This is a genomic window from Streptomyces sp. NPDC014733, from assembly GCF_043083385.1.
In the GTDB taxonomy this organism is placed as follows: domain Bacteria; phylum Actinomycetota; class Actinomycetes; order Streptomycetales; family Streptomycetaceae; genus Streptomyces.
The window spans coordinates 184,134-196,189 of record NZ_JBIBYO010000004.1 but is presented as its reverse complement, the minus strand read 5'-3'; the positions used below and the strand labels follow the sequence as shown (position 1 = coordinate 196,189).

At 71.5% G+C, this 12,056-nt stretch carries 12 protein-coding genes; 4 read left to right on the top strand and 8 right to left on the bottom strand.

The window, feature by feature from the left end; all coding sequences use genetic code 11:
* Window positions 1-130 precede the first annotated feature (130 nt).
* Entirely contained in the window at window positions 131-649 is a 519-nt protein-coding gene (locus ACF1BH_RS12220) for a WXG100 family type VII secretion target (protein WP_391642371.1), read from the bottom strand.
* Window positions 650-799: 150 nt separating this feature from the next.
* Entirely contained in the window at window positions 800-1,102 is a 303-nt protein-coding gene (locus ACF1BH_RS12215) for a WXG100 family type VII secretion target (RefSeq protein WP_391642370.1), read from the bottom strand.
* A 213-nt stretch (window positions 1,103-1,315) separates the two neighbouring features.
* Here ACF1BH_RS12215 and ACF1BH_RS12210 point away from each other — a divergent pair, with 213 nt between their 5' ends.
* Window positions 1,316-2,038, top strand: coding sequence for a hypothetical protein (locus tag ACF1BH_RS12210; protein ID WP_391642369.1), 723 nt, complete (start codon window positions 1,316-1,318; stop codon window positions 2,036-2,038).
* 86 nt (window positions 2,039-2,124) lie between these two features.
* On the opposite strand, the gene ACF1BH_RS12205 is transcribed toward ACF1BH_RS12210, so the two are convergent.
* Window positions 2,125-4,893, bottom strand: a complete 2,769-nt coding sequence (locus ACF1BH_RS12205) for a right-handed parallel beta-helix repeat-containing protein (RefSeq protein WP_391642368.1) — start codon at window positions 4,891-4,893, stop codon at window positions 2,125-2,127.
* Window positions 4,890-5,897 (bottom strand): hypothetical protein, encoded by a 1,008-nt coding sequence (locus ACF1BH_RS12200; RefSeq protein ID WP_391642367.1) that lies wholly within the window; start codon window positions 5,895-5,897, stop codon window positions 4,890-4,892. The genes ACF1BH_RS12205 and ACF1BH_RS12200 overlap by 4 nt, the downstream gene beginning before the upstream one ends.
* 397 nt (window positions 5,898-6,294) lie before the next feature.
* Between ACF1BH_RS12200 and ACF1BH_RS12195 the strand changes: the two genes are divergently transcribed.
* Window positions 6,295-7,038 carry a response regulator transcription factor gene (locus ACF1BH_RS12195; RefSeq protein ID WP_391642366.1) on the top strand — a complete coding sequence of 248 codons (744 nt, stop codon included), beginning with the start codon at window positions 6,295-6,297 and terminating at the stop codon, window positions 7,036-7,038.
* A 188-nt stretch (window positions 7,039-7,226) separates the two neighbouring features.
* Here ACF1BH_RS12195 and ACF1BH_RS12190 read toward each other — a convergent pair whose 3' ends face one another.
* The 3 genes from ACF1BH_RS12190 to ACF1BH_RS12180 form a co-directional block, all read right to left on the bottom strand.
* Window positions 7,227-8,603, bottom strand: coding sequence for an EsaB/YukD family protein (locus ACF1BH_RS12190; RefSeq protein ID WP_391642365.1), 1,377 nt, complete (start codon window positions 8,601-8,603; stop codon window positions 7,227-7,229).
* 72 nt (window positions 8,604-8,675) lie between these two features.
* Window positions 8,676-8,996, bottom strand: a complete 321-nt coding sequence (locus tag ACF1BH_RS12185; RefSeq protein WP_345087389.1) for a WXG100 family type VII secretion target — start codon at window positions 8,994-8,996, stop codon at window positions 8,676-8,678.
* A 45-nt stretch (window positions 8,997-9,041) separates the two neighbouring features.
* Window positions 9,042-9,386 (bottom strand): WXG100 family type VII secretion target, encoded by a 345-nt coding sequence (locus ACF1BH_RS12180; RefSeq protein WP_391642364.1) that lies wholly within the window; start codon window positions 9,384-9,386, stop codon window positions 9,042-9,044.
* A 349-nt stretch (window positions 9,387-9,735) separates the two neighbouring features.
* On the opposite strand from ACF1BH_RS12180, the gene ACF1BH_RS12175 reads away from it, so the two are divergent.
* Both ACF1BH_RS12175 and ACF1BH_RS12170 read left to right on the top strand, forming a co-directional pair.
* Window positions 9,736-10,254 carry a lytic polysaccharide monooxygenase auxiliary activity family 9 protein gene (locus ACF1BH_RS12175; protein ID WP_391642363.1) on the top strand — a complete coding sequence of 173 codons (519 nt, stop codon included), beginning with the start codon at window positions 9,736-9,738 and terminating at the stop codon, window positions 10,252-10,254.
* Window positions 10,255-10,414: 160 nt separating this feature from the next.
* A complete protein-coding gene (locus ACF1BH_RS12170; RefSeq protein WP_391642656.1) occupies window positions 10,415-11,362 on the top strand; it encodes a hypothetical protein in 948 nt (315 codons plus the stop codon).
* Window positions 11,363-11,424: 62 nt separating this feature from the next.
* Here the strand turns inward: ACF1BH_RS12170 and ACF1BH_RS12165 are convergent, their stop codons facing one another.
* Window positions 11,425-11,907, bottom strand: coding sequence for a DUF779 domain-containing protein (locus ACF1BH_RS12165; protein WP_391642362.1), 483 nt, complete (start codon window positions 11,905-11,907; stop codon window positions 11,425-11,427).
* Window positions 11,908-12,056: the final 149 nt, after the last annotated feature.

Here is a 12,056-nt window from a genome sequence, read left to right as displayed (position 1 = left end):
GGCGACATCACCTGTGGGACGGAGAGTGCGGAGTGGGGAAGGAGCGGCGGTGCCCCAAAGCAACGGGAGCACCGCCGGTGGTACGGAGGGTGGCGCGGACGCCACCGGGAGGTGGCCGGGTGGCGGACCGTCAGCCGTAGGTCTCGGCGATCGCGGTCATGTTCGGGTCATTGATGCTCTTCGGCGCGGCGTTGGGGTCCGAACCGCTGCCGTCGGCGCTGATCTGCGTCTTGAATTCGGTGAATTCCTTGACGATGTTGTCCTCGGCGTGGAGGTAGTTGTTGCCCGCGGCGCCGAGCGAGAAGGCGATGCGCGGCAGGACGGCGTTGGCCCCGCTGGCCTCGTCGCCCTGCTTGCCGAAGAGGTCGGTCATACAGGCGTCCCAGCGGTCGTAGAAGGACTCGACCTCTTCCTTCGTCTGGCCCGCCCAGGCGAGCTTCAGCTCACTCATCACGGTGTTGATCGTGGAGATCTGGGTGGCGATGTCCGCGACCAGCCCGCCGGAGCCGTCGGTGCCGCCGAGCTGGGCGCTGTAGACCCGCAGCATCTGGGCGTCGACGCTGATCTGGGCGTTGTTGGCCCCGTGGAGCCCGTAGACGGGCGCCTGCGTCGGGTCGAGGTCGATGGGGTCGGGCTTCTGGGGGCTCACCGGGTGCTCCTGACGGGAGTGGGGGAGCACACTGCGGGCCGGGGCGGGCGACGCGGGTGACTCCCTCGCTGGCGGGGTTCTCGACGCCGGGCGACACCGCCCCGGAAAGCCGGGCGGCCCGTCGCACCACGGCGTCCACGGTCCGCGGAACTAGTGCTTCTTGTGGAAGTTGTTCGTATTGGTCTCCTCGACCTGCCGGTACTCCTCGTACGCGGCGTTGAGCCGGGTCGACATCTCGCGCAGCAGATCGACGAGGACGGTCATGTTGTCGCTGAAGTCGCGCTGGAGATTGCCGAAGGTCGCCCCCGAGGGGCTCTGCCATACGCCTTCGGCGAGATTGAGGACCTGCTTCACGAGATCCACGTCGGTCTCGATGCTGGCGGTGCAGCCCTTCACCGTGGACATGGCGTCGTGAAGGTGGTCCAGCTCGATGCGGAACTCGGAAAGGGTCATGGTAGAAGAGGCCACCCCTCGACCCTATGTGCGAGTGCCAGGCCCGGGGTACGCCCCAATTCCCCGACAGCCGTGGTGTCTCAGAACGGGGACCTCCCCCGGGGCCGTCCGCGTCGGCGTCTCTGAACAGGGACCTGGCAGGTCACCGCGGTATCCGGTGGGATGAGCTGGGATTGACCGGACCCTACCCGAGCGCACCCGGTGGAGGCAGCCATGGCAGTGGACCCGAGGAACTCGCGGCACGGCCCGCCGAGGGAGTACGACAAGGACAAGCCGCAGGGCTCGGATCCGACGACGGACAACAGCCTCACGGACGAGCAGAAGCAGCAGAAGAAGACGGAAGACCAGACCGTCCCCGGCTACCAGCAGCCGCCCTCCCTGACGATGATCTGGGGCGACGCCCCGCCCATCACCACCTACCTGCCGAAGGGCGGCGGGGACGGCGGTGGCGGCGGCGACAACCAGTCCGCCGGCATCCACCCGGCGATCAACGTCGGCGTCGGTTCCATCGCCAACGCCATGCAGGCGATGCTGGAGTCGTCCCGGCGCTCGGTCGACGCCTACACGACGTTGAAGGCGATCGTGTACACGGCCTCGACCGACAACGCCACGTTCGGCCAGCAGGCGACGCACAAGGACGACTGGGGCAAGAACGACGGCAGCGCCGTGCACGGTCTGCAGTCCTCCAAAGGGGTGAGCCCCAACTACGCCAAGCACAACGGTGGCAACGAGCCGGACGAGAAGCTCCAGGACGCCGCCAAGTACTTCGCCGCCGGCATGGTCCCGAGGATGAACCAGGTGCTGGCGCTGTGCGCCAACTCCATCGAGATGGCCGGACAGTTCATCGTCCGGCTGGACCGCGCGGGCACCTATTACGCCAACGCCGACCACGCGTCCGTCTTCCCCGAGCCGCGGAGCAGGCCGATCGCGGAGTGACCGGCGCCCGCACCGGGCCGCACGGCGGACGAAAGGGCCGGGGCACGTTTCCCGTGAAACGTGCCCCGGCCCTTTCGCCGTGTCCCCTACAGCGTCTGCAGCGGCGGGATGTCCTCCGGCAACAGCGTCACCAGGCTCTTCGTCTCCGCCTCGACGTCCGCCTCGTCCGCCGTCGCGGACAACGGCAGCGCCGAGTCCGCCAGCCGCGCGGCATGACGCTCCGTCATCCGCTGGAAGAGCTGACGGGCGGTGCGGCCGTTGCCGAACCGGTCGTCGCGCTCGACGCCCTCGAAGTATGTGCCCAGCGCGTCCGTCGTCGCCTCGCCCAGCTCGTAGCGGTGGTGCTCGGCCTGCTGCGCGACGATGCCGACGAGTTCGTCCGCGTCGTAGTCGTCGAAGAGCAGGGTCCGGGTGAACCGGGAGGCGAGACCGGGGTTGGCGTCGATGAACCGGCCCATGTCGTCGGGGTAGCCGGCCACGATCACCACCACGTCCTCGCGGTGGTCCTCCATCAGCTTCACCAGCGTGGAGATGGCCTCCAGACCGAAGTCGTTGCCCTGGCCGTGCGGCACCAGCGCATACGCCTCGTCGATGAAGAGGACACCGCCGACCGCCTTCCGGAACACCGCGGTGGTCTTCGGCGCGGTGTGACCGACGTACTCGCCGACCAGCGCGCCCCGGTCCGCCTCGACCAGATGGCCGCGGGTGAGCAGCCCCAGCGCGGCGAGCAGCCGCCCGTAGAGCCGGGCCACCGTCGTCTTACCCGTACCGGCGTTCCCCGCGAAGACCAGATGGCGGCTGAGCGGGGGCGGCGGCAGGCCCGCCTCGGTGCGGCGCCGGACCAGCTGCATCAGCTTGACCAGCGTCTCCACGTCCTGCTTGACGCGCTCCAGACCGATCAGGGACCGGAGCTCGGCCAGCAGGTCCTCCAGCGACTCGGGGGCCGCCTCGGTGACCTCGGCGCCGAGCGCGGGGGCGGTGCCGGGCGCGCCGCCCGCCGCCACGGCGCGGACGCCGGTGGGCGCCGGGCCCGTCGCGGAGACCGGCAGGGTGCTGTCCTTCACCCCGTCGACCCGGCACTCCTCGAAGACCGGATCCGCGCCGTCCGCGAGCTTGAGGTCCTCGTCGGTGTCGCGGACCACGCAGCGGCGCACCACCGGCTTCGCGTCCTTGCCGACATAGAGCGCCGGGAAGCCGGTGGCCGAGATGTCGCAGTCGGTCAGCAGCCCCGCCGCGCCGTCGGCGACGTACACGCCGTTCTTCGCGGAGCGGGCGATCCGCACCCCGCTGACCCGCGGCCGGGCGCCGTTCCACAGCACCAGGGCGCTGCCCTTGCTGTCGGTGATCTCGCAGCTGTCGAGCCAGGCGGTGGAGCGCTCGCCGAGGAACACCCCGGCCGAACGGCTGCCGCGCACCCGGGTGTCCGCCACCAGCGCGCCGGTGCCCGCGGTCACCTCCAGACCCGTACCGCAGTCGGCGATCTCACAGCTGTCGAGGAGCGGACGGTGCGCGGAGGTCAGGCTGATGCCCGTCCCGGCGTCCGTCACCCGGCAGCGACGGGCCGTCAGATCGCCGCCGTCCACCGCGATACCGGACAGCTCCGTCGACTCGACGCGGGTGCCGGTCAGCGTCAGCAGGGCGCGTTCGGTCACCCGCGCGCCGTGCTGCGGGGTGCCGCGCAGCTCCCCGTCGCGGACCGTGGCCCGGGCGGAGCCCGCCAGGTGCAGGGCGGTGAAGGCGCTGTCGGTGACCGCGCAGTCGACCAGCGTCAGCTGCGCCTCGTCGGTGACGAACGCGCCGTTGGCCCGGGAGCGGGCGAGACCGCCGCCGCGCATCTCGACCTGCGCGGTGCCGCCCGCCGCCAGCCCGCTGTCCGCGGAGTCACCGACGGTCGTCGCGTCCAGACGCACCACGGCGTTCTGCGCGGCGAGCACGCCGACCCCGCCGGACTCGTCGACCCGGCAGGAGCGCAGCGTCAGCAGCACCGGCCCCGCCGCCTGGACGCCCGCGGCGCCGCTCCGGGCGATCTCGCAGTCGTGCAGCAGCACCCCCGCGGTGTTCCCGGACGCCCCGGCACCCCCCTCCGGACCGCTGCCCGCGTCGGTGTCGTCCGGAGCGGGCGCCGGGGTGGCGCCGGTGGCGGACGAGGTGACCAGCACGCCCTGGGCGGAACCGTCGGTCAGACGGCAGGCGCGGAGCACCGGCCGGGCGTCGTCCTCGACGGCGAGCGCCGCCGCGGTGGTCTTGGTGATCTCGCAGTCGGTGAAGCTGCCGGTGGCCGGTCCGCGGACCTGAACGCCGTGCCCGGCCGCGGTGTTGACGGTCAGCCCGGTGACGGTGGCGTCCGCGCCGTGTTCCACCAGCAGCGCGGTGCCGGCGGCGTCGGTGACGGTCACCCGCTCCAGCGTCGCCCGGCTGTCCCCGCCCAGGCGTACGGCGGGACCGCCCGCGGCGTGCACCCGGCAGTCGCGCAGCGTGGGCGCGGCAGTGCCGGTGACCTCGATACGGCCACCGGTGATCTCGCAGCCGTCGAGGACGGCGGTGCCGCCCGTCACGGCGACCGCGGGCTGATCCGGGTCCACGCCCTGGACGCTGATCCCGCGGACCTCCCCGGCGCCGCCGAGCACGGTCAGCGCGGTGCCGCGGGGGGCGACCAGCCGGACCGTTCCGGCGCCCTGTTCGGCGACGATGGTGATGTCCCGTTCCAGGGTGATGTTCTCGGTGTAGGTGCCGGGTTGGACCGACACCGTGGTGCCCGGTCCAGCGGCGCGCAACGCCGCGCCGATGGTGCGGTGCCCGCCCCAGCCCCGGGCCCCGACGCGCAGTGCGGCCGCGCCGCTGGACCGCCCGATCATGCCGGGGTGCAGCTGAGCTGGACCGGCCCGGCGGCGTCGTGCGCGTCCTTGGTGGAGGACGTGTGGTCGATGCCGGTGTTGAACATCTTGACGGTCACGAAACCGCCGGAGACCTTGAACGGGCCGCGGGCCAGCCACTTGCCGTGGTTGTTGACCTGGTCGACGTCGAAGCTGCCGGCGGGGGTGCCGCCGCTGTGGTCCGAGGCGTAGACCGCGTACTTGGCGGGGTGGCCGCCGACGTAGCGGATGTCGGAGTTGCCCGGCACGAAGACCGCGAGGCGGCAGGAGGCGTCGCCCTTGATCTTCGCGCGGTAGTCGAACTTCCACAGCACGTACTGCGTCGCGTCGTACTTCGTGCTGGAGCCGGACATGGGGACGGACAGGTACTGGCCGTTGCAGCCGGAGCCGGTGTAGCCGCCGCCGCTGGTCTTCAGCCAGCCCCCCTCCTGGCTGAAGTTCGGGTCCTTCGTCCAGATCTTCGCCTCGGGGGACGACGGGCAGCCGTACCCGGCGAGGGCGGTGAAGGACGAGACGGCCTTCTGCGCGACGGTCCTGCCGCTCTCGTCCTTGGTGGTGGCGCCGGGCGAGGGCGGGGTGTGGGTGGAGCCCGTGGTGGGGGAGTCCTCGGAGGGGATGATCCGCCGGCCGTCCGGCACGGTCTGCTGCTGGCCGCCGGAGCCGCCCGCGGCACCGCCGGAGCCGTCGGGGGACGCCTTGCCGTCCTGGTGGTGGTCGGCCTTGGCGGTGGCGCCCGCGGGGGCGACCTTGTCGGCCTCGTTCTTCTTGTCGCCCGGGCTGCTGAGCACGCCGATGGCGAGGGCGCCGAGGCTCAGCGCGGCGACGACCGCGATGCCGATCGCGACCAGCCGCTTGCCGGGCCTGCCCTGCTCACCCTCGGGCCGGACACCGCCCACGAACGCGGAGACGAAGCCGTGCCGGTCCTCCTCCGGCAGACGGCCCGGCGCCTCGGCCGCGGGCTGCGGGGGCTTTTCCTGGTCAGCCACGTACTTACTCTCCAATTGTCTTGCCGTAAGGGACAGGCGGCACAGAATACCGCCGAGGAGTAAACGGAAAATGTCGGCAAGAGAAATTAAATTCAGCTTGCGTCATTTGTCTTGCGGCCCTGCACAGAATTGTCACGTGGTCGTGGCAAAGCATGACGCAATCGTGACCTGGCGGGTGGAACCGCGGCGGCAAGAGATTCGTCCCCGGTGTACCTGTGGGAGGTTGGCGGTGTGTTACGGCTCTGACCTGCGGTGCTGCGGTTCTGTCACAGATGTCCGTCGATCCGTGCACGGTTGATTTTGTCCGGTACATTGAAACGGCATCGACCCGCTGCCCGGATGGCGGGCCGAGCGGGGGATCTGAGCGTGACGCACTGACCTGACGACGGGAATACGCATGTCCAATTGTGCGCGAATTGCCATTATCGAGCATCAGAATCTGGTCCGGCACGGGCTGGAGCGGGTGCTCTCCCAGAGCCCACGGCTCGACGTGGTGTCCGCGGTGGGGCGCGTGCAGGACTTCCCCTTCGACGTTCCGCCCCCCGACGCGATCCTGTACGGCCCGCCCGTGCACGACTGCGCCGCCGAGTCCGAACTGCCCGCACAGACCCTGGCCCGGCTCGTCGCCTGCGCCCCGGTGCTCCTGGTCTCGGACTTCCACCGCCCCTACCGCGTCCTGGAGGCCGTCCGCGCCGGGGCGCTGGGGTGTGTCACCGGACGGGTGGACGACGAGGAGCTGCTGCGCGCGGTCGACACCGTCGTCAGTGGTGGCTTCCACCTCTCCTCGACGCTCGTCCCGCGGCTCCAGTCCGAACTCCAGCAGCCCGGCGGCGCCGAACCCCGGTCGCTCGCCCGCCGCGAACTGGAGGCGCTGCGCCTGCTCGCCGAGGGCCTGACCCACAGTCAGATAGGTCGCCGGATGGGCCTGACCGAAGCCACGGTCAGCACGTACGTCAAGCGCATCCGCACCAAGCTCAACGTCGGCAACAAGGCCGACCTCACCCGCACCGCCATCGAACTGGGACTGCTGCACGACCCCGCGGCGGCCGGTGGCGACGGTGCGGCGCCGCTGCCCGCCCAGGGCCGGGCGCTCGGTCCGATGGCCAGCCGCTCCCGTTCCCTGCTCCTCGGCAAGAACTGACGACGGCCCAGTGATGTCCGCCGTCCCGGACGCCGCGGATCCGGCACCGGGCGGCATCTCCGGCGCACCTGCGTGACGCCGGGCGGCGACGGTCACCACCGGCGTCCGGCCGGCGGACCGCGCGGACACCACCGCGCAGTCCGCCGCCGGCCACGGCCGCGACCTCTCCACCGCCCGCACGTCGTCCCTCACAGATTCCGGCCGACGCCCATGAGCTGGTCGAAGACGCCGAAGGCGGCGACGGTGAGCGGGATGGCGAAGGCGCCCAGGACCGCACCGAGACCGCCGAACCACAGCGGCCGCCGCATCGACGGGAGTTCGGGCCGCATCAGCCGCCGGAACCCGTACAGCACCAGCACGGCGCCGACCGCCAGCGCGGTCACCGGACCGGACCAGCCCGGCAGATCCAGCTGCGCGGGCCCGGCCAGCACCAGCGTGAACAGGCCGATCGCCCCGGCGATCCCGACCGGCGCCACCTCGACGACGACCTTCGCGGCACCGGCCCGCAGCAGCAGCCCCAGCCCGATGCAGGCGGTGATCGCCGCGCTGAACGGCGAGGTGGTGTCGGTGCCGAGCAGCACCAGCGCGACGGCGCACACCAGCGACAGCGCCCCGCCCCACAGCGCCAGCAGCAGCATCGCGGTCCGCACCGCGGTCTCCAGCTCCGCGCCCTCCGGCGTCGATCCGCCCTGGCGCCGGTAGCCGAATGCGGCCACCCGCCCGACGGTCGCCGGCGCGATCAGCAGCAGCCCGAACGCGACGACCGCGATCACCGCGGCGCACTGCGCGGTGTCGGCCTTCAGCAGCGCCAGCAGCGCGGTCACCGCCGTACCGATCAGTGCCCCGAGGAGCACCGCGGTGGTGGTGACGCCCATCGACGCGACGGCGGCCAGTACGGCGCCCACGAGCACCCCGCCCGCCAGGCACAGCGCGGTCGTCCCGTTCGCCGTCAACGCGGCGGACGGCGCGCTCTCCTCTGCCACCAGCGCCCACGACGCGACCGTCAGGCACGGGATCGCGCTCAGCGCCATCGCCAGCCGCACCGAACCCGGCACCGACCAGCGCCGCTCCGTCGCCAGCCACGAAAGAGCGGGCAGCAGCAGCCCCAGCGCGGCGGCCGCGGTGCCGGTGACCGCGGGCTCGACCGGCTGCGCCACGGCGACCAGCACCAGCGCGGCCAGCCACCACACCAGCCCGCAGGCCATCACCGTCACGGTCCGCGACCGCGGGTCCCAGCGCCGGTCCAGGGCCTGTTCGGAGACCTCGGAGACCTGCTCGGCGACGTCCAGCACGACGGGTTCGTCGAACTCGTCGGCGACCACGTCGCGCAGGTAGAGAAGCTGACCGTCCGCCATGCCGAGGTCGGCGAGGCTGTGTTCGGGCGCGAGGGCCCCGCCCGTGCCCGTCGCCAGCGACCAGGCGGCGGGCATCAGCTCGTTCTCCTCCAGCTCGCACAGGCGGGCCAGGTCATCGATGTACTCGGCGATGGGAGCACGGGCCGGGACCGCGAGGTCCACCTGCCTGTGCTCGCCCACGACCGTGATCCGGCAGCGCTCATCGGCCATCGGGTGCTGTCAGGTCCTCTCGTGCAAGGTGCGTTGTGCGGTGCCGTGCGGGAGACGGCGGGGAGGGGGTGGTTACCTTCCGGTGTTCTTCCAGGTGAGGGCGTTGGCGCCCTCGGCCTCGGCGTAGTTCGTCCAGTTGACGTTCATCGCCATGGAGATCTGGCCGAGCACGCCGGTCGGCCCGAACAGGCCCATGGCGGCGATGTTCCACTCCTCCTGCAGGCCCTCGTAGTACACCTTCGCCTCACCGGTCCAGGTGTCGGCGATCGGCTGGAGCAGGACGATCAGCTGGTGCAGCTCCTCCGCGATCTGCTCCGACAGGTCGTTGATGTGCCTGCCTGCGTTCTCCAGCTCCTGGCGGACCAGGATGGACGAGCCTTCGATTCCTGCCACGACGCTCCTCGGGTGTTTCGGGTGGTCAGCCGGTCGGTTCGGTGGTCAGCCGAGTCGAGCTGTGGGCAGCTCGGACTGGAGGGACTTGATCCGGTTCAGGTTGTCCTGCTCGGATTCCCGGTAGTTGACCTCGTTGCCGCGCAGGCCCGACGCGATGTCGGTGAGGGCGTTGTGCAGCATCTGGGCGTACGTGTCGTACTCGGCCATGTAGATCTGGAAGGTGTTGTGGGCGATGCCCTGCCAGGACTCTTCCAGCGAGATGACGTACGACTTGAGGTTCTGGAGCTTGACCTCGACGTCCGCCGCCGTGTTGTCACACGAGACGGCGGCCTGGGCGACCAACTCCGGAGTGACCTGGAAGCCCGATGTGCTGTACCCGCCCTGAACCATCTGCCCGCCCTCTCGCGTGCCGGTTTCTGCCCGGCAGTTGGCTGTTCCGCGGCAACTCTCGCAGTGGCCGCAAGCGTCGGAACAGTCCCCTGTTCAGATGTCCCGCCCCTATCCCGGAGCCGTCCCGACCTCTTGACGGTGTGCGGACAACGAGTAAAGTCCAGACCAATTGGTGAGCGGGTCGGGGCCGTGCATCCGGTGTCCGCACCGGCGCCGGCAGCCGCCCGTCTCGCCGTGCACCACCTTCGCGTTCAAACACCCCCACTCCGAGGCTGCCCGGGGGCGTGCGTGCCAGGCGGCGCCGCGTCCCGATGTCTTCCGCGGTGGCCTCCTCCGCGAAAGGTATGCCATGAACAGGAAACGCAGGCTGGCCGTGACCATCGGTGCGGCCATCGCCCCGCTGCTCGCCGTCACCGTCCCGGCCGGCTCCGCCAGCGCCCACGGCTACATCTCCAACCCGCCCAGCCGCCAGGCCCAGTGCGCGGCCGGCACCGTCAAGTGCGGACCCATCAAGTGGGAGCCGCAGAGCGTCGAGGGCCCCAAGGGGCTGACCAGCTGCAGCGGCGGCGACGAGCGGTGGGCCGACCTCGACGACGACTCCAAGGGCTGGAAGGTCACCCCCATCTCCAGCACCGCCAGCTTCAGCTGGCAGCTGGAGGCCCGTCACGCCACCAGCACCTGGCAGTACTTCGTCGGCGGCAACAAGGTCGCGGAGTTCAACGACCACGGCGCCATCCCCGGCGCCACCGTCACCCACCAGGTGAACTTCGGTGGCCTCTCCGGCAAGCAGAAGATCCTCGCGGTCTGGAACATCGCCGACACCGAGAACGCCTTCTACGCCTGCATCGACGTCAACATCGGCGGCTGAACGCACCCGCCCCGCCCGGACGGCCGGTTCCGTATCCGGTCCGCCCGTCCGGGCACAGCGCGTCCGCACCACGCGGCGAACGCGGTGAACGGCGTCCCGGCCCACCCGTTACGATCGGCCTTTCGTGGCCGTTGTACGTGGCCGTCGCCGGGAGGACGAGATGGGCCTGTTCCGCCGAGGACCGAAGCGGGATCCCCGTGACCTGCCACGCGACGGGGAGTTCTCCTTCTTCTCGGACAGAGAGGGCGGCGTCTTCCGCTCCCAGGTCCGCCAGGCCTTCGCCGAACAGGGCCTGGAGGTCACGGTCTACGCGGGCGTCGTCACCGACTCCGGCGGCCGCCGGTTCGGCCTCGGCAACCTCGCCGCCGTCTGTCACCGCGACCGCCGCGGCGAACGCAGCTGGCCCGGCCTCATCCGCGACCACGTCGGCAAGGTCCTGCGCACCATGGACGGCCCGCAGCCGCTGGAGATCCTCTCCACCGACGAGATCCGCGCCTGCCTCTACCCCCGAGTCGTCGCGGAGGAGACCCTGCCCGCCTCCGACGCCTTCCGCTACGGCCGTGAGCCCGCCGAGGGGCTGCGGGAGGTGCTGGCCCTCGATCTGCCCGACGCGGTGCAGATGCTGAGCGAGGACTCGCTGCGGGACGTCGGGGACATCGCCGAGCTGCGGATCCGCGCCTTGAACAATCTGCGCGCACTGCCGGTCGAGGGCCACGAGACGGTACGCCGCCCGGACGGCGCCTCCTTCGACGTCCTCTTCGGCGACTCGTTCTTCACCGCCAGCCGGGTCCTGGTCCTCGGCGAGCTGGTCGAACGGCTCATGGGCACCCCGCTGACCGCCGACGGCGCGCTCGTCGCGCTGCCCTTCCGCCACCAGCTCGGCTTCCACCGCATCCACGACGCCCAGGTCATCCCGGCGCTCCAGGGGATGGCGGAGTTCGCCGCCGCCGGGCACCAGGACGCCGCGGGCGCGATCAGCCCCCATGTGTTCTGGTGGCGCCGCGGGGTGATGACACCGCTCAGCGAGCCGGACGGGGCGGGGCTGCGGGTGGTCGTGGACGGCGATTTCCAGCACATGCTGGAGCGGTTGGTCGACGACGAGGCGTGACCGCCGAAAAAATCGTGCCTCATTTTTTCCGCGGAAGGGGAACCCGGACGGCCCCTGCACCGTTATCCCGAGTGAGGCCCCGCGTCATCCCCCGTGCGCGGGGTCTCGCCATGTCCGCCCCCGGACGACGGCCCCCCGGACGCGTCCGTGCCGCCCGCTCGGTCTTCGTCCGCCTCCAGCAGCCGCGAGCGGATCAGGAACCGCACCCCCTCCGGCGCCTCCAGCGAGAATCCGCTGCCCCGGCCCGGGACGACGTCCACGATCAGCCGGGTGTGACGCCAGCGGGCGAACTGGTCGGCCGCCATCCAGAACTCCACCGGCTCCGCCACCCCGGCCACCGCCAGCCGCTCCAGCAGCACGTCCGACGCGCCGGTGCGGAACTCCCCGGCCGGGAAGCACATCGGCGCGCTGCCGTCGCAGCACCCGCCGGACTGGTGGAACATCAACGGGCCGTGCGCCGCCCGCAGCCGCCGCAGCAGACCGGCGGCCGCCTCCGTCACCGCCACCCGCGCCACCCCGCCCGGCCCGCTCGCCGCCTCGTCCATCCGTGGTCCTCCCGTCCGTCACCCCGGGGCCGCTTCCGCGCGGACCCGCGTCCTCAGCCAACCCGCGGCCGCGTTGCGCCGACGTTGCACCACCCGGCGCCGCCTTGCCCGGCGCCTCTAGACTGTCCCTTCGGTACGAGGCATACGCC